The sequence below is a fragment of the Cellvibrio chitinivorans genome (assembly GCF_035117775.1).
GTDB lineage: Bacteria > Pseudomonadota > Gammaproteobacteria > Pseudomonadales > Cellvibrionaceae > Cellvibrio > Cellvibrio chitinivorans.
The window spans coordinates 280,074-304,480 of record NZ_JAYKKN010000003.1; the positions used below are offsets into that span (position 1 = coordinate 280,074).

A 24,407-nucleotide genomic window follows, 5' to 3' on the forward strand; every position below is an offset into this window, starting at 1 on the left:
AAATACGATGAAAGTTATGGTAATGGTTAAAGCGTCCCCCGGTTCAGAAGTAGGCAAAATGCCGAGCGAAGCTCTGCTCAATGCAATGGGCAAGTTCAATGAAGACTTGGTCAAACACGGGATTATGGAATCCGGCGATGGTTTAAAACCCAGCAGCGAAGGGTTTCGCGTGCGCTTCAGTGGCGACAAACGCGTTGTGACCACCGGCCCTTTTACCGAAACCAATGAGCTGATTGCTGGCTATTGGATTTGGAATGTGAACTCGATGGAAGAGGCAATCGAGTGGGTAAAAAAATGCCCCAATCCTATGGAAGATGAAGATTCCGATATTGAAATCCGCACCTTTTATACCATCGAAGATTTCGCTGAAGTGGATGTGGATGGCAAAGCCGCCGCCCATGAAAATGCGCTGCGCCAAACCATTGCCATGCAAAAAGTGGATGTGCGCAATTATTTATTTTTCTCTGGTCGCTGCGAAGAAGCCCTAAGGTTTTACCAACAACATTTAAGCGCTCAAGTGAATTTTATGATGCGCTTTAGCGAAAGCCCTGAGCCAATGCCAGAAGGTATGCTGCAATCCGGTTTTGAAAATAAAATCATGCATTCCGAATTTAGCTTGGGCAATGTGCGAGTAATGGCATCAGATGGCTGCAACGATGCGGAAAAATTCAGCGGTTTTCGACTGGCATTAACCATCGCAGATGAAGCGGAAGCGCATCGTATTTTTAACGCACTCGCGAGTAACGGCGGCAAAGTGGATATGCCATTGACCAAAACCTTTTGGTCGCCACTTTACGGCCAAGCCACCGATCAATTTGGTATAGGTTGGATGGTGATGTTGCCGGGCGAAGAGCCAGCGCTATAGCATTGAGAGGAAACAGATCTGACATTAACCCGATAAGCGCATCGGGTTAATGTGGATAACACGCACAAATTTTATTTTTTCTTGCTGGGCAAATGCGTAATCCGCCACCATGTTAAGCCTGCCGCAATAGCGGGAATGCCAAACACCAGTAAAAAAATAGGCAATTCTTGTGCGATGGAATAACCGGCTTTGGTGACACCAACCCACATGTTGATCGCCGCCACGACAAACCAGATTGGAATAAAAAGTAATTCTGCTTTCGCGAGCGGTTTAACGCCCTCGCCAGCAAAAGCACGCGCAACTAACTGACAAAAAAACAATAAAACAAAACCGCCAATCAATACCATGAGTGTATGCATAACGCCACCTGCTAGATTGCCAAGATTATTTTTGCTGTAAGCTCAACCCGAGTGTCACCAGTTCAACCATTGCTATCAACTCATTGACCAGTTTATCCATTGACGTCCGCTGCCATTCACCAGCCAATAATTCCTGCTCCACATTAAAGGCGCAAATTTCCAATTGCGCCATTCCCAAACTTCCCGCCAAAGATTTCAAGGAGTGAACCTGATTCAACGCCTCTTTGGAATTATGCAGCAATAACTCCTGCAGTTGCTCGGGAAAGCCACTGCGCTCGCGCGCAAAACGCTCAAGCAAACGGCGATAAAGCGCTTCATTATCCATCAAATTATGCAGCGCGCGCGCGGTATCTATACCGCCATTATGCAGAAACTCAAAGCTACTGGCTTTGGATATGAGCGTTTCCGCAATCCGACAAGTCTTGCCCCATAACTCCAACACACTGTGCAGGTGCGCGGGCTCTATGGGTTTGGATAAATAATCATCCAAACCCGCTGCCAAATAGGCTTCTTTATCGCCCGGCAAAGCATTCGCCGTTACCGCAATAATCGGCAGGTGTTTCCCTTCCGGCAACTCGCGAATTTGCACAGTGGTCTCTACGCCATCCATTTCCGGCAATTGAATATCCATCAACACCAGATCAAATGTCTGCTGTTGGATAATGGCAATCGCCTCTGCACCCGAGCCAACACAAGCAGCTTGCACGCCCATGGATTCCAGCAGCGATAAAATAATTTCCTGATTTAATAAATTATCTTCTACCACCAACACATGGCAATCAATCGGTTCCAATTTACTCGCAGCAGCGCTGGCAGGTAATGGCGAATACACACTGGTGCGATTTACTTTTTCCAACTGGACCCGCAAGCGGAAGCAACTGCCTTTACCCTTAGTGCTTTTAACATCGATGCGCGCCTGCATTAAATCGGCAAGATTTTTACAAATTGATAAACCTAAACCGGTTCCCTCAAAACGGCGCGTGCTGGATGAATCTACCTGTTGAAAAGGTTGAAATAAATTATTTACTTTTTCCGTATCTATACCTATTCCTGTGTCTTCTACTTCAAATAAAAGTTCAACCCGCTCTTGCCAGTCACGCACTTCGGTAACACGAATACTGATGCTGCCTTGGTCGGTAAATTTCACTGCATTTGCACAAAAATTGATAAGAATTTGCCCCAAGCGCAACGCATCCCCCAGCAGGGCTTGTGGAATTTTTGGATCGACGTCGACATTTACCTGCAAGCCTTTCGCTGCAGCTTTATCCCAAATCAGATCAACGGCCTTATCGACTAATTGATTGATGGATAACTCGCTGTGATCAAGCGTTAACTTGCCTGCCTCCATGCGCGAGAAGCTCAAAATATCGTTAATAATTTGCAACAGGTGTTCACCTGAGTCGCGCATTTTTTCTAAATAAGTGCGCTGCTTTAATTCAGGCTGGTTGGCAAGTGCGATATGCGCAAGGCCGATAATCGCATTGAGTGGTGTGCGAATTTCATGGCTCATATTCGCCAAAAATTCTGCTTTGCTTTGCGATGCAGCGAGCGCTTCATCTTTTGCTTGCATCAATTCGTGGGTGCGCTCTTGAACCATCTGTTCCAGATTTTGATTCACATCTTCCATGCGCTGATTAGCAACCACTTGCTCGGTGACGTCGCGCCATATCCAGGTGATTGCTTGCGGCGCTTGCCCCAGAGTGTGAATAATGGGGAAACGTACCAAATTGTAATGACGCGCCCCGCCATCCGGGTGCTGCACTTCAATGACTGAATCTTGCCACACAGTTTCTATATCCACCTGCGCATCCAACTCGGTGGTTTTTTGAAACATCGGTTTCAACCAGCGTGGCACCGGCAGTTCATGTAAATAGCGCTCCAACAAATCACTTTTGGTCAGTCTGAGCAGATTACAAAATGCGGGGTTAACCATTAATAGCCGATTGTCTCTGGATACCATGTAAGTCGGAGGCGGCAAATTATCAAGCAGCGAACGAAAACGCCCTTCCCGAATCGCTAAACGGCGGCGATTAATAATTGCGGTAACAGTCAATACAACAATCAATAAATTTGCACTGAAACTCAAGCCGATAATAATGTTGCGCGATGCAAAAAACGGCTTCATTGCCTCATCAACATTTTGCTCAATGATTACCCCCAAACCCATGCCGGAAATCCATTGCCCTGCACCAGCCACAGCTATTCCACGATAATCGCGATAGCCCACATCAATAAAACTGGTCTTATGGGTGATAAGAAACTCTGCGATCTCGGTAAGTTCAGCTGTTGCTGTCTCGCCCGCAGGAACACCAACCAGACGACCAATACGCGTATTCTGTTTCTGGCTTTCGGAATCATTTTCATCAAAGCGTGCAGGTGTAATAAATTGCCCGAGGCTATCAATCGCATATACCTCGCCCGATTTCCCCGTGCGACCTTTTAAGAAAATCGGGAAAAAACTCGACTGGGTATTAAAGCGCAAACAAAAATATCCCGACTCAGTAACTTCAGATTCAAACAGCACACACATGTTTTGCATAAGTGAACCCGCTGGCTGTGTACCGCGCGGCCCTTCGAGCGCAAGTACCGCAGTTGTGGGGCGAGAAATAGCCGGGCGTTTTATTTGGGCTTTATCGAGCACTTCTTGCGTCTCTGGCAACAACACTGGGCGCTTGTGATAAGCGCCGGTACTCGCAGCGACTATCAAGCGCTCATGGTTGATGACCGAAAAACCATCAAACCCCATCACCATCAATACAGGGTAGAGCCAATCGCGCAGCGCTTGATGAGTAGCGGGATTATCGCCCTGCTCTAACAAAACTTGTTTTAACAGGATTTTGCCCTGCGCCGAACTTGCTAACATTTGCAGCGCAGCAAGATTCTGCTGCTGCCATACACCAATCAATTCAGCAAAAGAATTGAGCGAGGTTTGCATGTGGTCACGTACCACTCGCTCCTGGCTGGCGTGAATGTAGCGCAATGCAAATACAGTAAAAAAAAGCAGCAGCACTATTGCTAGAGCTGCTGACAATAAGGTGGGATTAACCAGCGAGAGAAAAGAGAAGCGTTTATTTAGGTTGGTATGTTTTGACATAGGGTTGGTTGCAGTTGCGATTCCTGATCGACCCATCCCATCAGTTCACGCCCGGACATGGGGCGCGCCAACAGGAAGCCTTGCGCTTGGTTACACCCCAAGCTTTTAAGCAAGTGTAGCTCGGCTTCTGTCTCTACACCTTCTGCAACCGTATTTATTCCCAAGCGCTGCCCCATTTCGATCGCCGATTTCAAAATATTGCGAATGTATTGGCGTGAGGGAGCCCCATGAATAAAGGTGCGATCAATTTTTAACTCTGAAAACGGAAAGCGCGATAACTGCTGTAGCGACGAAAAGCCCGTGCCGTAATCATCGATAGAAATACCAAAGCCTTTCAGACGCAAGCGGCTGATAGTCGCGAGTGCCGAGGGCAAATCCATCACCAAGGCGCTTTCGGTAATTTCAAAGGTTATGAAGTGAGCAGGAATGCCCTGGCGAATAACCCGTTGGATAATGTCATTGGCCAGATTAAATTCCGCGAGGGATTTGACGGAGAGATTGATCGCAACCGGAATATAGTTGCCCTGCTCCCACCAGCTATTCATATCTTGCAGTACTTGCTCAAGTACCGAGAGGGTTAAATCGCCGATCAAACCATGTTCTTCTGCCAGCGGGATAAAAATCCCCGGTGGAATCCAATCGCCCTGCTGGTTTTTCCAGCGTGCGAGTGCCTCAACCCCTGCCAGCTTCATGGTCTCAAGATCTACTTTGGGCTGGTAATAGACTTGAATGGTAGCGCGTTCCAAGGCCAGCTTTAATTGCTTAACATCAGTTTCAACCGGAGCATTAGCGGTACTCTCGCGCTCGGGATCAAGGTGATAACTTTTGAGCGCATCGGCCAGTTCTTCAGGGTTTAACGGCTTGCGAAATGCACCGAGTAAATTCACCCCCAGCGCTTCAGCCATAGTCGCCACGGCACTGATCAACACTTCATCGGAACTGCTGGCAAGAACTACAGCGGGCTTATGCGGCATACGCGAGAGTTGCTGCAGAACTTCAATGCCATCCATCACCGGCATTTCTAAATCCAGCATCATAACGGCGGGCATATGTGGCAATTGCGCCAGTTGTTCCAGCGCAATTTTTCCATTCGCGGCTTCATGCACCTGATTAATACCAAATGCGCGCAGACAGAGGTGCGCGCTGTATCTGTGCATACTGCTATCGTCAACCACCAGCACGCCCTGCTGATGAATTTTTTCGTGCAGATCAGACAGCGGCGTCTGCCGGGTTGAAGCATTAAGTGAAATCATAAATCGCTCACTGATTCAGAGAGACGCAAGGATAGCAAAATAATTATTTAACTTGCCACGCGCACAGGCGCCGGCAAAACTGTAGCTGCTTTACGATAAATCGAAGGACTCACTGCACTGATATCCACTTTCAACCCCTGCAAACTTTCGCAGTGGCCCAAAATTAACCAGCCACCGGGGCGCAGTGACTGCAACATATTTTCAATCACTTTTTGTTTGGTGGCGTTATCGAAATAGATCAGCACATTGCGCAAAAAAATCACATCAAACTGTTCAGGTTTGGTGCGCGCATACAACAAATTATGCTGTTCAAAAGTAATACGCGAACGCAGCGATGGCACTACCGCTAACATGCCTTCGTATTCGCCAATACCACGGCGACAATAGGTTTTTAAATAATCCGCAGGAATATGGCTGATGCGCTCTGCGCGATACAGACCTGTGCATGCCTGCTCCAGAACTTTGCTGGAAATATCGGTCGCTAAAATATCCCAATCACATCGGCCCAGCTGGTCAGCCAATACCATGGCAATGCTGTAGGGTTCTTCGCCAGTTGATGAGGCCGCACACCAGATGCGCATTTTGTGCTGCCCCTGCTGTGGAATAATTTGATTGCGCAAAAAATCAAAATGCGCTGACTCGCGGAAAAAATAAGTCTCATTAGTGGTAAGCAAATCCAACATGGTTGCACACTCTTGCGCACCCGCTGCACTGGACACATAGCTGAAATAGGTTTCGTAATCCTTATAGCCCAACAATTCCAACCGACGCCACAGACGGCCAGTCACCATCGCGGTTTTATTGGCACCAATAATAATTCCCGCTGTGCGATGCACGTAGTCGCGAATCTTTTGAAACGCTACTGGGCTGATATTGGTGCTGATGTTGAGGCTCATATTCCTGGGTCGATACCTATAGAGACATACGGACATAGACAAAAAACAAAGCAGGCTATTTTGGCGCACTGGCGCTGTATGTGGCTGCCCGATTGGTTTTTTGGATTGGTTATTAGTTTGAAGGTTTGGCAAACACGCAGGGAGAGTAAAACTACTCAGTCAGTCTGAGGGGAAACACTTAGGCGGGAGCAAAAAACATATAAAGCAGAGCCGCCAACCGCATTAGCGGTTGACGTTCGGCGCCATAAAATCGCGCATCAATTCCATTGCGGAGTTCACCCGCAGTTTTTCCATAATCCGCGCGCGATGGTTCTCCACCGTGCGCACACTTAAATTCAATTTGCTGGCGATATCTTTACTCGATAATCCATCGAGCACGGCTTGCAACACCTCCTGTTCTTTGGGAGTAAGCAGTGCGATGCGCGCCTCGCGAGCTGCCAGTTGCAGGCGCTGCTGATGCAGCTGACGGCTGAGCGATAATGCCGCTTGCAGTTTCTCTAAAAACTGATGGCCATTGAGCGGCTTTTCCACAAAATCAAACGCGCCCTGCTTCATGGCTTCAACCGCAGCGCTCACCTCGGCATAGCCGGTCACAATGATCAGTGGCGGCGGCACCGGATAGCGCAACTGCAACGCTTTGTGCAGCTGCAAACCGCTGACACCGGGCATACGCATATCGCTGATCACACATTCGCAGGCGCGTGGAGAATAGGCCTCCAAGAACGCCTCTGCGCTATTGAAACACAAGGGTTCCACCCCGATAGGCTCAATGATTCCGCTCATCAACTCCAGGGTGATGCTGTCATCATCAATCAGATACGCCGTAGCGGCAGCCGCTTTACTCATGAATCACTCATTATTAATAGAAGTTGTGAATAGCCTAATAGCTTCTGGAGTGTAGCAGATGGCGCATGAATTACCGCTTGCGCTCGCGGGACATCTCCGTTAAAAAGCCGCCAGCTTTCCCTGCACCCAGTTTAAACGGCACCAATATGACCAGACCTGTAACGCCCGATTATCTGCAACGCTTTAGCGGCCTCGCCCGACTTTATGGTCAGGACGCTCTGGCGGCACTCACCAACGCCCATTTTGTGGTGATAGGTTTAGGCGGCGTAGGCACTTGGGTGGCTGAAGCGCTGGCGCGTTCGGGTGTGGGCGAGCTGACATTGATCGAGATGGACGAGGTCTGTGTTACCAACACCAATCGTCAATCCCACGCGCTTAAATCCAATATCGGCCGCCCCAAAAATCAGGTGATTACCGAACGTTTGCGCGATATCAATCCCGAATTAATCATCCATTCGGTCGAAGATTTTATCGACGATCAGAACATGAAAACGCTGGTGGGCAAACAGCATCATGTGGTGATCGATGCCATAGATGCGGCACATTTGAAAGCGCGTTTAGTCGCTTATTGTTTGGCAATCAAAGTGCGCCTGATTTGCGTTGGTTCATCGGGCGGCAAACGCAATCCGCAGGCGGTGACGGTGGATGATTTGGGGCGCTCTATTAGCGACCCTATGCTCGCCAAGGTACGTTCACAACTTTATCGCCACCACAATTTTGCGCGCGACTCCAATCGCCGTTTCCGTGTTGATGCTGTCTACTCAACCGAGCAGATGGTCTACCCGCAACCCGATGGCTCGGTGTGCATGGATAAACAAGCCCTGCTCGATGGCGTAAAGCTCGATTGTGCCGGTGGTTTTGGTTCCAGTGTGATGGTGACCGGCACCTTCGGATTTGTCGCAGCAACACGCGCAATTGAGCGTTACCTTACCAAGGTCGCCAACAAATAAATCCTTCACGAATGGTAGTTTTTCTCATCGATTATTTCGTTGAAACTTATCGTTTTCATTATTTATAACGTCGAACATCAGTTGAAATTGATTTATATCAATTTGGCAAAATTCACTGCACCTCGGGTTTTGCATCGCAACAAAACACAGCTAGGCTAAAAACGGGTTTCATTCATACCGGAGACCAGCTGATGCAGGACAATCATCACCAACCCGGCTCGCTCACTTCTAATCTCGCCGCTGACGCTCACTCTGAAAAAAAGAAAGAGTGGCGGCTGTTTATTTTTATCATCGTTTTTTTGTTTCCGATTCTCACTGTCGCGCTGGTCGCCACTATGGGATTTTCCATTTGGTTTTATCAATTAATTATGGGGCCACCGGGGCCGTATTAAATTATTGATATTTTTGTATCGCCATTCGCACTCAGGGATTAGTTATGAACCAGCAATTTATTCCCGCACAGGAAATTAGTTCCCCGCCCCAGCAACTGCATATCGCCAGCCTGATTGCCCATGTGCGGCCAGAATATGTGGCGCAGGTTCGCCACTGGCTGAGCGATGAATCAAACACCATCATTCGTGCAGAAATTCATGCTGAAACAGCGCAGGGAAAAATGGTGATAGTGACGGAAAGTGAAGCAGAAAAAGCGATTGCCGATTTTTTGGATGCGCTGCGCAATCAGCCCGGCGTATTAAATGCCGCTTTGGTTTACCACGAATATTTATCCGGCTCAGATCTTGCCGATGAGTACTCACCGGCCATCACTGCGCGCGAGGAGCAACCGCTATGAATATCACCCGCCGCCTGTTTGCCAAAGCCAATGCCGCTGCGGTGGCCGCTGCTGCGATTGGCATCCCTCTCCCCGCCTCCGCCAGCAACCTGATCACCAACCGCGAACTCACCAGCCTGAGCTGGAACAAAGCGCCCTGCCGTTTCTGCGGCACCGGCTGCGGGGTGATGGTGGCAACAAAAGACAACCGCGTAGTTGCCACTCACGGCGATGTAAAAGCTGAAGTGAATCGTGGATTAAATTGTGCGAAAGGTTATTTCCTTTCCAAAATCATGTACGGCAGCGACCGCTTACATCAACCACTGCTGCGCATGAAAGATGGCAAATACAACAAAAACGGCAATTTTACTCCGGTAAGTTGGGACGCGGCTTTCACCATCATGGAACAAAAACTCAAGGAGGCGATGCGCGATCATGGCCCCGAAAGCGTCGCCATGTTTGGCTCCGGCCAATGGACAGTGTGGGAAGCCTACGCCGCCAGTAAATTTATGAAAGGCGGATTGCGCACCAACAATCTCGACCCTAACGCGCGCCACTGTATGGCCTCGGCTGTGACCGGCTTTATGCGCACCTTTGGCATGGATGAACCTATGGGCTGCTACGACGATTTTGAAGCCGCCGATGCCTTTGTGCTCTGGGGTTCCAATATGGCGGAGATGCATCCGATTTTGTGGAGCCGCATCACCGACCGGCGCATGTCTTTCCCCCATGTGCAGGTTGCAGTCTTATCGCCCTACGAAACGCGCAGTTTTGAATTGGCCGATTTACCGCTGATATTCAAACCCCAATCCGATTTGATTATTTTGAATTACATCGCCAACCACATTATTCAAAATGGCAAGGTCAACGAAGAGTTTGTTAAAAAACACACGCGCTTTGCCAAGGGGCAGGATGACATTGGTTACGGCCTGCGCCCGGAAGATCCGCGCCAGCAAAACGCCAAGGGTGCGGATAAAGCCAATAGCTGGAGCGATATTACCTTTGATGATTTTGCCGAATTTGTAAAACCCTACACGCTCGAATACACCGCCAAAGAAACCGGTGTTGATGAAGCCTATTTAAAACGTCTTGCCGAAATTTATGCCGATCCAAAAATTAAAGTCATGTCGCTCTGGACGATGGGTTTTAATCAACACACGCGCGGCACCTGGGCAAACAATATGGTGTACAACCTGCATTTGCTCACCGGCAAAATCGCCGAACCGGGTAACAGCCCTTTCTCGCTAACCGGTCAACCATCAGCCTGCGGTTCCGCGCGTGAAGTCGGTACTTTCGCGCATCGTTTGCCGGCGGATCTGGTCGTCACCAATCCCAAACACCGTGCGACCACTGAAAAAATCTGGAAGCTGCCGGAAGGGACTATCCCCGAAAAAGTCGGTTTTTCCGCGGTTGTACAAAGCCGCAAATTAAAAGATGGCGTGATTCGTTTTTACTGGACGCAAGTCTGCAACAACATGCAAGCAGGCCCCAATGTTGCCGGAGAAATTTTACCCGGCTGGCGCAACCCCAATGCGTTTGTGGTGGTGTCGGACGTGTACCCTACAGTGTCAGCCCAAGCCGCCGATTTAATCTTGCCCAGCGCCATGTGGGTGGAAAAAGAAGGAGCCTATGGCAACGCCGAGCGCCGCACCCAATTCTGGCATCAACTGGTCAGCGCACCGGGCGAGGCGAAATCTGATTTGTGGCAAATTATCGAATTCTCCAAACGCATCAAAACCGATGATGTTTGGCCAGACGATTTACTGGCCAAAGCGCCCGACTATAAAAACAAATCGCTATTTGATGTGTTGTTCGCCAACGGCAGCATCAATAAATTCCCCAATAGCGAGCGCGACCCCGCTTACAAAAATGATGAGGCAGATGCGTTCGGTTTTTACATCCAGAAAGGTATGTTTGAAGAGTACGCCGAATTTGGCCGCGGCCACGGCCATGACCTCGCCGACTTTAACGACTACCACAACGCGCGCGGTTTGCGCTGGCCTGTTGTTAAAGGCAAAGAAACCCAGTGGCGCTATCGCGAAGGTTACGACCCCTATGTGGAAAAAGGCAGCGGTGTACAGTTTTACGGCCATGCCGATAAACGCGCGATTATTTTTGCTCTTCCCTATGAGCCGCCAGCGGAAGCGCCCGATGCAGACTATCCCTTCTGGCTCAGTACCGGCAGAGTTTTGGAGCACTGGCACACCGGCACCATGACCAATCGCGTTGAAGAATTACACGCAGCCGTTCCCAATGCGCTGGTGTATATGCATCACGAAGATGCAGAGGCATTGGGTGTAAGACGCGGCAGCGAAGTGCGCATCACCAGCCGGCGCGGCAGTGTGCGAGTGCGAGTAGAAACACGCGGGCGAGTCAAACCGCCGCGCGGATTGGTATTTGTCCCTTTCTTTGATGCCACACGCCTGATCAATAACGTCACGCTCGATGCAACCTGCCCGATCTCACAGCAAACCGATTTCAAAAAGTGCGCTGTGAAAATCGACGTTGTCAGTCTGGCCTAGCGCGAAGGAGAAGCACAATGACCAAAAAAATTCTGCTCGCGATCAGCCTTCTGTGCGGATTGAGTGCACTGAGCATCACTGCTATTTATGTGCAGGCGCAGCAAACTCAAGCACAAGAATTATCTGCTACAGAAAAAACGAATCTGGATGCACCTGCACCCGATGGCATTCGTCCTGGCGGCACCTTGAGTCAGGACTTACCTGCACCCAAAATTCCGCGCGAGCGAATCACGTCGCAACCGGGCAATCGCAACTATCCCGAACAACCGCCCACTATTCCGCACAATATTCGCGGCTACCAAATCGATAAAAATTTTAATATGTGCCTAAGCTGCCACAGCCGCAGCGCCAGCCCGCAAACCGGCGCGCCTATGGTGAGCATCACCCACTTTTACGACCGCGATGGTCAGGCGCTTGCAGCCGTTTCCCCGCGCCGATATTTTTGTGTGCAATGCCATTTGCCCCAAGCCGATGTAGCGCCAGCACGCCCTAACAGTTTCAAAAGTATCGACACTGTTTTACAAGCCGAGCATAAGGAGTAATCCATGTTCAGGTTACTTAAGGATTACTGGCAACGCTTCAGACGCCCTTCCGCTTATATCGGCATGGGCACATTAAGTTTGGGTGGTTTTTTAGCGGGGATTATTTTTTGGGGTGGTTTTAACACGGCATTGGAAGTGACTAATACCGAGACCTTTTGTATTGGCTGCCATGAGATGGAAAACAATGTGTTTCAGGAGTTGACTGCGACCATCCATTACACCAATCGCTCCGGCGTGCGCGCGGTCTGCTCCGACTGCCATGTACCGCACGACTGGACTTACAAAATCGCGCGCAAAATGCAGGCGTCAAAAGAAGTCTGGGGGAAAGTGTTTGGCACAATTAACACGCGCGAAAAATTTCTGGAAAAACGCCGCGAATTAGCAGAGCGCGAATGGGCAAGGTTAAAAGCCAACGACTCGCTTGAGTGCCGCAACTGTCACGCGCTGAAATCCATGGATTTCACCTTGCAATCACCGCGTGCACAAGCCATGCATTCAACGCTGCTCGCCAGCGGCGAAAAAACCTGCATCGATTGCCACAAGGGTATCGCCCATCACCTGCCTGATATGGAGGGAATTCCCATGGTCACAGATGCTATGCACGAGCAAATGCTCAAACAGAGTTTGCAGCCTTGGGAGCTGTATATCGCACAGGAAATTGCCGCAGCACCGCGCGCGGCCAATTAAACCAAGCAATTAAGCAAAACCCTGCAAGCGCGCAATAATTGCTTTTAAACCGTTATTGCGCGATGGGGTTAGATGCCGCTCCAAACCCAGCGCCCGCAAGGATGCGGTCATATCCAAGGCGCGCAACTGCGCTGACGATTGGCCATTGGCCTGTACCAACAATAAAGCGGCCAAACCATTCATCACACTGCTGTCGGAATCGAACGCAAAAAAATGTTGATTATCATCAGCTTGATGCACCAACCACACCGGCAATTCGCAACCTTTTATAAGATTGTCAGGCACTCGAATATCCGCCTTGGGGCGAATTAATTTTCCCCACTGGATAATCAATTTGTACTGCTGCTGCCAATTGGTCGCGGCCATTAATTCAGGCAGATTTACTGCACCAAGGTTATCGCATTTGATATGGCCGTTATTCACGCCGTTATTCCCAGTAAAAGTGTTAATAGCCCGATTATAAAGCGATGTATTAACTTTAAGAATCTTTACTCGTTCGCTCGCGCTTATCCGCACTGACTGTGGTTAAAATGCAAACACATAATATTGCTGCCAGACAGCAAAATAGATCGCCACCATTACCACTACAAATCTGCTCTCGCGAACGATAAATAATAGGTTTATCCACCGAGGGATGTTTATGAAATCGTTTTTATCCGCTATTAGCGCCGGTCTTTTTGCCTTGGCTCTGGGCGCCTGTACTAGCCAGCACACGGCTAAAACACAGACTGAATCTGCCACAACTGCGCCCAAAATTATCGCTTACTATATGGGCGATGGCAGTGATTTGCAGCGCTATAACTTCAACCAGCTCACGCATATCATCTACAGTTTTTTGCATCTACAAGGCAATCAGCTCAGCTTTGATTCTGCTACTGACAAACAAGCCATGCAGCGCTTGGTCGCGCTCAAAAAAGATTATCCCCATTTAAAAGTCATGCTTTCACTCGGTGGCTGGGGCGGCTGCGAAACCTGCTCCGATGTGTTTAATAATGCCGATAACCGCAAAGCCTTTGCCCAATCCACCTTGGCGATTATTAAAGAGTACAACGCCGATGGTATTGATCTGGATTGGGAGTACCCGACTATCGCCGGCTTCCCCGGCCACAAGTTCGCCACCTATGACCGCGCAAACTTCACTGCACTGGTGCAAGAATTACGTGCAGCCTTTGGCGATAAATATGAATTGAGTTTTGCCGCAGGTGGATTTGACAGCTATTTGGAAACCGCGGTGGATTGGAAGGCAATTATGCCGCTGCTGGATAACGTAAACCTGATGAGCTACGACATAGTCAACGGCGCCACTCCGCACACCGGCCACCACACCGCGCTTTTCTCCACTCCACAACAAAAAGATTCAACCGATAACGCCGTGCAGTATTTAATAAATAATGGCGTGCCCGCCGAAAAAATTGTGATAGGTGCTGCCTTTTATGCGCGCGTATGGGAACAGGTTGCGGCCACTAATAATGGTTTATATCAACCGGGAATTCATGTTGAAGGCGCTGACTACAAAGAATTTGCAACTCGCTTTAAACCCGCCGACGGCTATGTGTACTACTGGGATGACATCGCCAAAGCGCCCAGTTTTTACAGCATCAGCAAAAAAACGTTTGCCACCTTTGATGATGAACGCTCACTCGCCGAAAAAGCGCGTTATGTTCAACAGTATAAATTGGGCGGCATGATGTTCTGGCAATTGCCGCACGATACCGATAACAATGGTCTGCTCGATACTATTTATAAAAACCTGACTCACAAAAATCTGACCAATATAGTCAAATAAACCTTGTTCTAGATTGCATTTAATTTTCAGGTTTTACTGTTCATTTGTTTATAGAGTGACAGTAAAACCTGTCTCATTGTTATAAGCACAATGAGACTTGCACAAGTCTCTGTCAGAGAGAGAAAAATTGTGCTTTACTTGTGAAAATTAACAAACATATAACATCCATCATGACTATCCAGCACGATCTATTAAAAGCAAGGCTGCTTGGATTACTGATTGTTATCACTCTGTTAACTTTTGCATTTCAGGCCTACGGCCCTGATAAAATTCTACTGCTCGATCCAAATACTCAATATTACGTTGAATCCATCGACGACCGTGGCAACGGTGGCAAATCGGTAGCCACACTCACACGCAAAGATCAGCAATTCATTCTTGACTGCGACATCATCGCCTCTGAATACCCTTGGCCCTACTGTGAGATCAGCTTTACAGTGCGTGATGAAAACGGCAATGGGCTAAATTTAAGCAGTTATCAACAAGTTCATATCTGGGCAAAGTATTCAACACCGCAGGCATTTGGTATGCGTGTTCAATTAATCAACTTTAATCCTGCCTACTCAAAACCAAACAACGACAACTCCCTCAAGTACAACGTTATCGAATTATTTGATACTCATTCGCACTACCCACAACGCATTCAAATGAGCCAAATGCAAGTGCCTAGCTGGTGGCTTAGCCAAGGAAAAATTGCACCGGATTACTGGGGGCCAGAATTTCAAGATATCCGCGGAGTACAAATATCTACTGGCGAAAATGTAACGCCAGGCAAATATCAAATGATTATTGAGCGAGTAGAAATTCGCGGGAAATATCTCAATAGCCATACCGTGTATTTTATTCTGTTATGTATTTGGATACTCCTGGCACTGGCGTTCTTTATTGATACCCTACGCAAAGCCAAACAGGAGTTACGAACCCATTTACAGCGCCAACAGCAACTGGAAGCACTTAATTCGCTACTTAACCAGCAGCACCAAAAATTGGAAGATCGCCTGACGCGCGACCCATTAACAGGGGTATTAAATCGCGATGGATTAGCGCCGGTGTTTAATCAGCCGAACGATAACAACTCAACGCCCTTGTTATCACTTATTTTTATCGATATCGATCATTTCAAAAATATTAACGATACCTACGGTCACAATCTGGGCGATCAGGTATTACTGGTTTTTGCACAAGTGCTGAGCGAAAACACCCGCAGTCAGGATTTACTCGCACGCTGGGGCGGTGAAGAATTTGTACTCGCCTGCCCTGACACCAATCTGGATAAAGCATCTGGCTTAGCTGAAAAATTGCGCCGTTGTATTAGCGAACACGACTGGCCAAAAGGGTTAAAACTGACTGCCAGTTTTGGTGTTGCGCAAATGCTAGAGGAGGAATCCCCCACCGATTTTATCGCCCGCGCCGACAAAGCTCTTTATGTGGCCAAAGCCCAAGGCCGCAACTGTGTGCGCACCTCCACTCAAGCGCCCGCCGTATTAACCGCAGTGAAATAAATTCAGCGCATTGCGGCTGGTTGTCGCTGCAATTGTTTCTACTGTTTCACCACGCAACTCCGCCAATACCTGCGCAACTATAGGCAGATATTCCGGGCTATTGCGCTGACCTTGTTTGCCTTGCAGTGGCATATCGGGCGCATCGGTTTCCAGCAGTAAATTTTCCAGTGGGATTTGCGCAACCGCTGCGCGAGTTTTTTGTGCGCGCTCGTAAGTGATGGTGCCGCCCACGCCGAGATAAAAACCCAAACCCACATATTCCTGCGCAATTTCATAACTGCCGTTAAAAGCGTGAACCACTCCGCCCGCTTTGGGTTTATTTTTTTTGAATAGTGCGATCATTTCATTGTGCGCGCGAACGCAGTGAACAATCAGTGGCTTATTTAATTGGTTGGCGACATGGATATGCAGACTCAACAATTGTTGTTGCTGTTCGATAGGCGTGCCGATCAGTTTATCCAAACCGCACTCGCCTATTGCTACACATTTGGATGCAACACTTGTCGAGCTTCCATTGAGTTGCGTTTGCTCAACTTCTGCAATCATCAATGCGATCAGTTTTTCTTGAGTTGCTGCCGTGAATAATCCGGTCGTTTCATAGGTTAGCCATTCCTGCCGTTCAATCCAGTGGGGATGAACCCCTGCTGCATAAACCAAACCCGTGTATTGTGCACAGAGTTGTGCCGCCACCTGCCATTGATCTGGGCAGACTCCCGGCATTAATAAATGATGGATATTCTGCGCCTTGCAGGCTTGCCAAATTGCAGCGCGGTCAGCATTGAATTCGATAAAATCGAAATGGCAATGTGAATCAAAAAATATCATGTTGATTACTCCTTTTTAGCTGCACATTAATTACAGCAGAGTGACTGTGGCATAATTCGCCGACACCTATGGAATGACACTCAATGACAAAACCATCACTCGTTTTTGCAATTTCACTACTGACAAGTATTGCTGTAAGTGTCTCTAGTTACGCACAAAATACAGTCATTGATACGATTTCTGAAACAACAGCAGACTCACATCCGCAACTTCTACCCGAGTGTGTCATTTTATTGCACGGTTTGGCACGCACCAGTAAATCCATGATTCCGCTGCGCGACTATTTGCAGGCGAATCATTATTTTGTAGTCAATGTGGATTATCCATCGCGCGAATTTCCCATCGCCACGCTTACTGAAAAAGCGATTCCACCTGCACTTGCCAGCTGTCGTCAACAATCGAGTAGCAGCATTCATTTTGTAACTCATTCGCTGGGGGGGATTTTAGTTCGCCAATACCTCAGCCAGCAGGAGATCCCCGAATTAAAACGCGTGGTGATGCTCGCGCCACCGAACAAAGGAAGTCAGGTGGTTGATCGCTTAAAAAATTTGCCTCCGTTTGATTGGCTCAATGGGCCTGCCGGAAATGAATTGGGTACCGATTCTGCAAGTATTCCCAATAATCTCGGTGCAGTGAATTTTGAGCTGGGTGTTATTGCAGGCACGACCAGCATCAATCTGATTTTATCGCTATATTTACCTAACCCCGATGACGGTAAGGTCTCCGTGGAAAATACCAAAATCGATGGAATGCGCGATTTTATCTCGCTGCCAGTTTCCCATCCTTACATTATGAAAGATGAGAATGTAATGGAGCAGACTCTACATTTTTTACAACAGGGAACATTTATTCATACTCCCGCGAATGACGACAAGGATCTTTAGATGCGCAGATTTACCCGGCTCACCATCACCCTCAGCCTGCTATTGATGTTGGCCTCATGCTCTGGTTGCAGCACCCTCAGTAGCGCAAAGCCCTGGCATCGCATTGAGCTGACGCAAGAGTTCACCGCCGACTCATTGGATAAAAACCCCAACTACCAGTGGAGTGATTATCTGGCACAGGAGGAAAAAACCTTTGCCGAGCTGGCAGAAAAGCTCGCGGCTGAAGATACAACCGCAGGTTATCGCTACTCGCCTGAATCACCACTTTATACACTCAAGCAAACGCCCAACTGGAACCGCAGTTTTGTGCTCACCCCCAAGACGGTGCGTGCAGGAATTGTAATGCTGCACGGCATGAGTGATTCACCTTACTCAGTGCGCAGCCTTGCACAAACGCTGGAGCAGCAGGGCTTTCTGGTCATTGGGGTACGTATTCCCGGCCACGGCACTGTGCCTTCGGGGCTGTTGAGCATGGAGTGGGAAGATGCCGCTGCCGCAACCCTGCTCGCCGTTAAAGAGATGCAACGGTTACTGGGCGATAACCCCAACTTCTATATGCTCGGCTACTCCAACGGCGGCGCCCTCACCCTGAACTACACGCTGGATGCATTACAGGATTCAAACCTGCCACTGCCAAAAAAAATCGTGCTCTTATCGCCGATGATCGGCGTTAGTAAAGCAGCGCGCTTTACCAAATCAATCGATATGGTCGGCCATTTACCGCTGCTCAGCTCCAAGCGCTGGCTGAGTAAAAACCCGGAATACAACCCGTTTAAATACAATTCCTTCCCGGTCAATGCAGGCTGGCAAGCACATCGGCTTTCAACGCACCTACAGAAAAAAATTAAAAAAATGGCTAAGGACAATCAGCTGCAAAAATTACCGCCGGTATTAACCTTCCAATCGCTGATCGATAGCACCGTCAAAACCGACGCGATCAGAAACTATTTTTACCGCTATCTGCCGCAAAATCAGAGCGAGCTGGTGCTGTTTGATCTTAATCGCCACAATAATCTTGCGCCCATCACCAAACCGGCAGCGCTCAGCTTTATGGACAACACCTTCCCACAGGAAACCCACAAGTACGATTTGGTGAAAATCAGTAATCGCAATCCAACCACAAACCAGGTCAGTGAATTTCGCCAAGCAGCGGGTGGCCTCGCAACTCAAGAGCGCCCACTTGATTTGAGCTATCCCACTGGTGTGTATTCGCTCTCTCATATTGCAGTTCCCTTCCCCGCCGATGATCCAACGTTTGGTTTGGAACCAAAACAAGACGAGTTTTACGGCATTCGTTTGGGAAACCTACATTTACGCGGCGAAACCAACACAATCATTATTAAGGCGGATGCGGGGATGCGGCTCTATTCCAATCCTTTTTATGCGTATATGGAGGAGCGCATAGAGCAGTGGTTGAGCGTCGAGCAATAACGCTTGCAACGCAATTCACATAGGTCATTGTTAAAAATAATTGAGCAAATAAAACATTTGCCGACTATGCTGTGAGCAATAAAAGGGCGCACAGGTTGAGCGCCACAAAAAATTTCGACATGGGAGCGCTCGCCGGCAATTATGCTGACCGACTCGAAAAACAAGTTTCAACTTGGCATGGTGTATTTATTCGCGATTCTCGCCAGTCTGGTAGTCGCGCCTTTTTGTGTAATCCGTTACTTCAATGGTGAGTATCTAAACGCGCTGGTTGACTTGGCGATTGTTGCAGTATCGGTCAGCAGCGCGCTCTATACCTGGCGACACGGTCAGGTTACCAAAGCCATCTCCATCATCACGTCCATTCTTTATTCTGCAGGTGCAGTCATAGTCGCTCACCTTAACGACCCTATCTTTGTGTTTTGGCTGTTCCCTATCCTTTTGGCCAATGTGTTTTTACTTGGCGCCAGAGCAGCCTTAATGATGAATGTAGTTGCGATTGCTGCGGTTACTCCTATCGCCCTGAATTTGCCAAGCACCACCAGTACACTCGCGATGTTAGCCTCGCTATTGATGTGCGCCAGCATGGCCTACGTATTTGCCCTACTCACCCATCGCCAGCAACACATGCTGCAATCCATCGCCATCCAGGATCCGCTCACTCAGTTGGGCAATCGCCGTGCAATGGATGAAGAGCTGCGCATGAGTATGGAAGACTGCGCACGTAACCAAACTCCCGCCACCCTTATTGTGTTGGACTTGGACTTTTTCAAAATGGTGAACGATAAATTCGGCCACAATTTAGGGGATGTTGTACTTGTCGATTTGGCTAATCTACTGAAAAAACGCATCCGCAAAACCGATAGAGTATTCCGCTTCGGTGGGGAAGAATTTGTGGTCTTAACCCGTAATACTGCACTCAAAGAAGCATTAAAAATCGCCGAGCAATTGCGCAAGCAAATTGAGGCAGAATTAAAAGACCCGGATGGTGCATTGACAGCCTCGTTTGGCTGCGCCCAACTTCACCCTGATGAAACTGCAGACGAGTGGTTTGAGCGCGCCGATAAAGCGGTCTACCAAGCCAAGCAACAAGGGCGCAACTGCGTAGTCGCACTAGAGTAAACAACCATCAACCGGCACCCGATTCACTTGTGACTGTGTGCCCGCTTTGCGATTCTTTATCCCCCCACTTTTTCTCCTGCGCTATGCTGGCACCTGATAAAACAAAAATTCAGGGTTTCCCATGCAGTCATTGATCAGCAAGATTATCGAGCAAGTAGACCAAATCGTTTTAGGTAAAGACCAACAAGTTCGCCTCGCCCTCGCCTGCCTCTTCGCCGAAGGACATCTCTTGATTGAAGACCTGCCCGGCATGGGCAAAACCACGCTCGCCCACTGCCTCGCCAAAGTATTGGGGCTGAAGTTTGAGCGAGTGCAGTTCACCAGCGATTTGCTGCCCGCCGACATTCTCGGTGTAGCGATTTTTGAGCGCGAACAAGGCGTTTTTAAATTCCACCCCGGCCCGGTTTTTACGCAAGTTTTGTTAGCCGATGAGATCAACCGCAGTTCACCCAAAACCCAGAGCGCGTTATTAGAAGCGATGGAAGAAGGTCAGGTCACGATTGAAGGCAAAAGCCGCCCGCTGCCTAAACCCTTTTTTGTGATAGCCACGCAAAACCCGCTTTCGCAAAGCGGCACTTTTCCGCTGCCCGAATCGCAACTCGACCGCTTCTTAATGCGCATCTCACTCGGCTACCCCAGCCCGGCATCGGAGCGCATGTTGTTTGAAGGCGTAGATCCACGCGCGCGCATTCGTCAGCTCGCGCCTATGGTGACGCACGAGCAGTTGGCAGCGATTCAAGCGGCAGTGCAGCAGGTTAAAGCCAGCGATGCCCTACTCGATTATGTGCAGCGACTTGTTGCCTTTACCCGCAGCGATACCCAATTTACTTACGGCTTATCACCGCGCGGTGCTCTGGCGTTGCTGCGCGCTGCCAAGGCATGGGCGCTGATTCACAATCGCGAGTATCTGGTGCCGGAAGATGTGCAAAGCGTATTGCCTGCGGTGGTTGGCCATAGGGTGCGCGGCCGTGGTCATAGTCAGGATTCCGAGCCGCTGATCAAACACCTGCGCGATAGCGTGAACGTACTGGGTTAAGCCGTGAATCAATCCAATAGCGGATTGCGCGCAAGCTGGAAGCAATACCTTCAGCATAGGCTTGAACGCTGGCTTGACCGGCGTTCGCCACGCGCATCTCAAGTGCTGCTCAATCGCAAAAACCTCTACACCTTTCCCAATTTTACCGGCCTGATTTATTTGCTGATTACGGCGGTGATCTGGCTGCTGGGCACCAACTACCAGAACAACCTGATTCTGGGGCTGAGCTATCTGTTGGTCAGCATTTTTGTGGTGGGCATTTTGCACGCCTTTGCCAATCTCGCCGGTATCAGCATCCGTTTTGTCGGCGCCCGCCCGGCATTTGCGGGCGATGCCGTGAACTTTGTGCTGGAGCTAAATTGTCGCAACAAAGCCGGTTGCGACAACCTGGAACTGCGCTGGCAGCATGGGGAAACGCACACCATCAGCCTCAAGCACAACGAACCGCAACAGGTGATAGTGCGCGCGCAAAGCCATGAGCGCGGCCACATGCGCCCCGGCCGCTTACTGATCCAGAGCCGTTTTCCACTCGGCATTATCCGCTGCTGGAGCTGGCAAAATCTGGATGCCCACGCACTTATTTACCCTGCGCCAATCGCAAGCGATGAACCCAAAGCCCAAGCCAGCAATGGCAAAGAGGACGGCGGCACCAGCCAGCGCGGCGGCGATGATTTTAGCGGCCTGCGCGATTATCAACCGGGCGACCCGATCAAACACATCGCCTGGAAGCAATTTGCGCAGGACAAGGGGCTGTTCACCAAAGAGTACGAGGCTTATATCTCGGCCGAAAAATGGCTCGATTGGGACAGCTTGAACCTGCCGCAAGAGCTGCGTTTGTCCGGCCTCTGTTATTGGGCGCTGGATTACGAACAGCGGCAGATTCCCTATGGTTTGCGCCTACCAGGGATCGAACTGGCACCTGCTTTGGGTGAGCATCACCTGCAAAGTGTGTTAACCGCACTGGCGGAGTTCAACTTACCACGCAAGCCTGCTCGGGAGTTTGGCCATGCTCGCTAGTCGTCTGCGCAAACTTTCCAACAGCAAGGTAAAACCGCCGCAAGCGGAATATCTGGAGCGCGACAAACTTGCATGGCTATTGGCGATGCAAGCAGTGCTAATACTGCCTTTATTGATCAGCCTCCCTGTCTGGCTTTGGCTGGTCTGGGCGCTCGCCGCATTCTGGCGCACACAGATGTTTCGCGGTCGCTGGGGCGCACCGGGCAGCCTGATCAAAACCCTGCTGGCGCTGGTGTGTGCCGGTGGACTCTTTGCCAGCTACGCGGGCAAAACCGGCACCGAGGCGATGGTCGGCCTGCTGGTGTGTGCCTTCTCGCTCAAATTATTAGAAGTGAATTCCGCACGCGATGCACAACTGCTGGTGTTTATCGGCTTTATCATCACCGCCACCCAATTTCTGTTTAGCCAAACTCCGCAAGCGGCACTCTATGGTGTTATCTGCGTGGTGCTTTTGCTCGCCAGCTGGCGCTCGCTCTACCTCACCCACAGCCAGACAGCGCGCCTGCGCTTGAAACGCGGCGGCGCGATTTTGCTTCATGCGCTGCCAATTATGCTGGTGCTGTTTGTGGTGATTCCACGCCTCGGGCCGCTTTGGGCGATACCCAATCAGCAAGCCGCCAAAACCGGTTTTAGCGATAGCCTTTCGCCCGGCGATTTAGGCAATCTCGCCAAAGATCGCTCCCCCGCGTTTCGCGTGGAATTTGCCGACCAACCGCCCATCGCCAGCCAGCTCTATTGGCGCGGATTGGTGCTGGACAGTTTTGATGGCCGCAGTTGGCGTATGCGCGATAGCTGGGGCATTACGCCGCGCAGTCAGGCAGATGAAGGCACCAAACGTGAATTGATCGATTACAGCATCATCATGGAACCCCATGGTCAGCCGTGGTTGTTCAGTCTGATGACGCCGCAAAGCGTCAGCAACACCAGCAATTCAATTCGCATCACCGCCGATTCGCTACTGATGAACCGCATTCCCGTCGCCCAGCGGATGCGCTATCAAGTCACCTCGGCGCTACAAATCGATTGGTCACAAACGCCGCAGCTCAACAGTTTTCAGCGTGAAGCCAACATTCGCCTGCCGCTCAACAGCAATCCACAAACCCGTGCATTGGCAGAAAGCTGGCGCAGCCAAAATCTGAACAACGAGCAAATTATCGATAAAGCCCTGTCGCTGTTTAATCGCGAATTTACCTACACCTTGCAACCGCCGTTACTGGGCGAACACTCAGTCGATGAGTTTCTATTCAACAGTAAACGCGGCTTTTGCGAGCACTTTGCCAGCAGCTTTAGTTTTTTGCTGCGCGCGGCGGGCATACCGGCGCGGGTGGTAGTGGGCTATCAGGGTGGAGAATGGAATCCAGTGGAAAACTATTTACTCGTCAGCCAATCCGACGCCCACGCCTGGACCGAAGTCTGGATTGAAGGCAGCGGCTGGCAGATGATCGACCCCACCGCTGCCGTTGCGCCCAATCGTATCGAACAAGGCATGGATGAAGCTTTAGGCGCAGATGATCAAGAGCTAGTGACCAGCCGCTGGCGCTCATCGCAACTTTTATACAACTTGCAGCTGCGCTGGGATGCCGCCACCTACAGCTGGCAGCGCTGGGTACTAAATTACGATAACGAAGCTCAAGAAGGATTGCTGACCCGATTGCTGGGTGGCACAGAGACATGGCGCATTACCCTCTGGCTGATTGGTTTTGGCTTGGTGGGCGTGGCGATTTTTGTGTGGTTTTTATTGCGCAACCAAAAAGCCCCCAATCTGCGCCCGGAAATTCAGGCCATTCACAAGCTTGAACGCAAACTGGCGCAACTCGGGTATCGGCGTAAAACAGGGGAAACCCTGGGCGATTTTGTTAAGCGCATGAATTACAGCGAGCCGCAATTCACTCCGAATTTAACCCGCATTACCCGACTGTTTGAGCAGGTCGCCTACCAAAATCAGGCAGAATATTTAGTGGCGTTGGAACGCGCCGTTAAACAATTCCCGCGCTAACACTAAAAAATCCAAATTTTGTTTTGCC

Annotated in this window: 22 protein-coding genes; 15 read left to right on the forward strand and 7 right to left on the reverse strand. The window is 49.7% G+C overall.

Annotated features, from left to right (window positions below):
* Positions 1-7 precede the first annotated feature (7 nt).
* Complete coding sequence (locus SPL68_RS11080) at positions 8-865, forward strand: YciI family protein (RefSeq protein ID WP_323815208.1); 858 nt, start codon at positions 8-10, stop codon at positions 863-865.
* A 71-nt stretch (positions 866-936) separates the two neighbouring features.
* Here SPL68_RS11080 and SPL68_RS11085 read toward each other — a convergent pair whose 3' ends face one another.
* From SPL68_RS11085 to SPL68_RS11105, 5 genes are all read right to left on the reverse strand, one after another.
* Complete coding sequence (locus tag SPL68_RS11085) at positions 937-1,224, reverse strand: hypothetical protein (protein WP_323815209.1); 288 nt, start codon at positions 1,222-1,224, stop codon at positions 937-939.
* 25 nt (positions 1,225-1,249) lie between these two features.
* Positions 1,250-4,318 (reverse strand): ATP-binding protein, encoded by a 3,069-nt coding sequence (locus SPL68_RS11090; protein WP_323815210.1) that lies wholly within the window; start codon positions 4,316-4,318, stop codon positions 1,250-1,252.
* The gene (locus SPL68_RS11095; RefSeq protein ID WP_323815211.1) at positions 4,297-5,571 is read right to left on the reverse strand and encodes an EAL domain-containing response regulator; all 1,275 of its coding nucleotides are present in this window, start codon (positions 5,569-5,571) and stop codon (positions 4,297-4,299) included. Before SPL68_RS11095 ends, SPL68_RS11090 begins: the two co-directional genes overlap by 22 nt.
* 47 nt (positions 5,572-5,618) lie before the next feature.
* Positions 5,619-6,467 (reverse strand): CheR family methyltransferase, encoded by an 849-nt coding sequence (locus SPL68_RS11100; protein WP_323815213.1) that lies wholly within the window; start codon positions 6,465-6,467, stop codon positions 5,619-5,621.
* A 222-nt stretch (positions 6,468-6,689) separates the two neighbouring features.
* Positions 6,690-7,313 carry a response regulator transcription factor gene (locus SPL68_RS11105; RefSeq protein ID WP_323815214.1) on the reverse strand — a complete coding sequence of 208 codons (624 nt, stop codon included), beginning with the start codon at positions 7,311-7,313 and terminating at the stop codon, positions 6,690-6,692.
* A gap of 146 nt (positions 7,314-7,459) precedes the next feature.
* Here SPL68_RS11105 and tcdA point away from each other — a divergent pair, with 146 nt between their 5' ends.
* From tcdA to SPL68_RS11135, 6 genes are all read left to right on the forward strand, one after another.
* Complete coding sequence (tcdA, locus tag SPL68_RS11110) at positions 7,460-8,263, forward strand: tRNA cyclic N6-threonylcarbamoyladenosine(37) synthase TcdA (RefSeq protein ID WP_323815215.1); 804 nt, start codon at positions 7,460-7,462, stop codon at positions 8,261-8,263.
* A gap of 191 nt (positions 8,264-8,454) precedes the next feature.
* Complete coding sequence (locus SPL68_RS11115) at positions 8,455-8,655, forward strand: periplasmic nitrate reductase, NapE protein (protein WP_323815217.1); 201 nt, start codon at positions 8,455-8,457, stop codon at positions 8,653-8,655.
* Positions 8,656-8,699: 44 nt separating this feature from the next.
* Positions 8,700-9,053, forward strand: a complete 354-nt coding sequence (locus tag SPL68_RS11120) for a chaperone NapD (RefSeq protein ID WP_323815218.1) — start codon at positions 8,700-8,702, stop codon at positions 9,051-9,053.
* The gene (gene napA / locus SPL68_RS11125) at positions 9,050-11,554 is read left to right on the forward strand and encodes a nitrate reductase catalytic subunit NapA (protein WP_323815220.1); all 2,505 of its coding nucleotides are present in this window, start codon (positions 9,050-9,052) and stop codon (positions 11,552-11,554) included. Before SPL68_RS11120 ends, napA begins: the two co-directional genes overlap by 4 nt.
* A 17-nt stretch (positions 11,555-11,571) precedes the next feature.
* Complete coding sequence (locus SPL68_RS11130; RefSeq protein ID WP_323815221.1) at positions 11,572-12,096, forward strand: nitrate reductase cytochrome c-type subunit; 525 nt, start codon at positions 11,572-11,574, stop codon at positions 12,094-12,096.
* 3 nt (positions 12,097-12,099) lie between these two features.
* Entirely contained in the window at positions 12,100-12,783 is a 684-nt protein-coding gene (locus SPL68_RS11135) for a cytochrome c3 family protein (protein ID WP_323815222.1), read from the forward strand.
* A 9-nt stretch (positions 12,784-12,792) separates the two neighbouring features.
* Here the strand turns inward: SPL68_RS11135 and SPL68_RS11140 are convergent, their stop codons facing one another.
* Positions 12,793-13,206: a SufE family protein gene (locus tag SPL68_RS11140; RefSeq protein ID WP_323815223.1), complete on the reverse strand. Its 414-nt coding sequence runs from the start codon at positions 13,204-13,206 to the stop codon at positions 12,793-12,795.
* Between the two features lie 217 nt (positions 13,207-13,423).
* Here SPL68_RS11140 and SPL68_RS11145 point away from each other — a divergent pair, with 217 nt between their 5' ends.
* Both SPL68_RS11145 and SPL68_RS11150 read left to right on the forward strand, forming a co-directional pair.
* Positions 13,424-14,569 (forward strand): glycoside hydrolase family 18 protein, encoded by a 1,146-nt coding sequence (locus tag SPL68_RS11145; RefSeq protein WP_323815224.1) that lies wholly within the window; start codon positions 13,424-13,426, stop codon positions 14,567-14,569.
* 140 nt (positions 14,570-14,709) lie between these two features.
* Positions 14,710-16,071, forward strand: coding sequence for a GGDEF domain-containing protein (locus SPL68_RS11150; protein WP_323815225.1), 1,362 nt, complete (start codon positions 14,710-14,712; stop codon positions 16,069-16,071).
* Here the strand turns inward: SPL68_RS11150 and SPL68_RS11155 are convergent.
* Positions 16,054-16,896 carry a TatD family hydrolase gene (locus SPL68_RS11155; protein WP_323815226.1) on the reverse strand — a complete coding sequence of 281 codons (843 nt, stop codon included), beginning with the start codon at positions 16,894-16,896 and terminating at the stop codon, positions 16,054-16,056. The genes SPL68_RS11150 and SPL68_RS11155 overlap by 18 nt on opposite strands.
* An 83-nt stretch (positions 16,897-16,979) precedes the next feature.
* On the opposite strand from SPL68_RS11155, the gene SPL68_RS11160 reads away from it, so the two are divergent.
* From SPL68_RS11160 to SPL68_RS11185, 6 genes are all read left to right on the forward strand, one after another.
* Positions 16,980-17,780, forward strand: coding sequence for an esterase/lipase family protein (locus SPL68_RS11160; RefSeq protein WP_323815227.1), 801 nt, complete (start codon positions 16,980-16,982; stop codon positions 17,778-17,780).
* Complete coding sequence (locus tag SPL68_RS11165) at positions 17,781-19,211, forward strand: alpha/beta hydrolase (protein WP_323815228.1); 1,431 nt, start codon at positions 17,781-17,783, stop codon at positions 19,209-19,211. It begins immediately after the preceding gene.
* Between the two features lie 177 nt (positions 19,212-19,388).
* Complete coding sequence (locus tag SPL68_RS11170; RefSeq protein WP_323815229.1) at positions 19,389-20,330, forward strand: GGDEF domain-containing protein; 942 nt, start codon at positions 19,389-19,391, stop codon at positions 20,328-20,330.
* Between the two features lie 121 nt (positions 20,331-20,451).
* Positions 20,452-21,366 carry an AAA family ATPase gene (locus tag SPL68_RS11175; RefSeq protein ID WP_323815230.1) on the forward strand — a complete coding sequence of 305 codons (915 nt, stop codon included), beginning with the start codon at positions 20,452-20,454 and terminating at the stop codon, positions 21,364-21,366.
* Positions 21,367-21,369: 3 nt separating this feature from the next.
* Entirely contained in the window at positions 21,370-22,383 is a 1,014-nt protein-coding gene (locus SPL68_RS11180) for a DUF58 domain-containing protein (protein WP_323815231.1), read from the forward strand.
* Positions 22,373-24,379, forward strand: a complete 2,007-nt coding sequence (locus SPL68_RS11185) for a transglutaminase TgpA family protein (protein WP_323815232.1) — start codon at positions 22,373-22,375, stop codon at positions 24,377-24,379. The genes SPL68_RS11180 and SPL68_RS11185 overlap by 11 nt, the downstream gene beginning before the upstream one ends.
* The last annotated feature ends 28 nt before the right edge of the window (positions 24,380-24,407 follow it).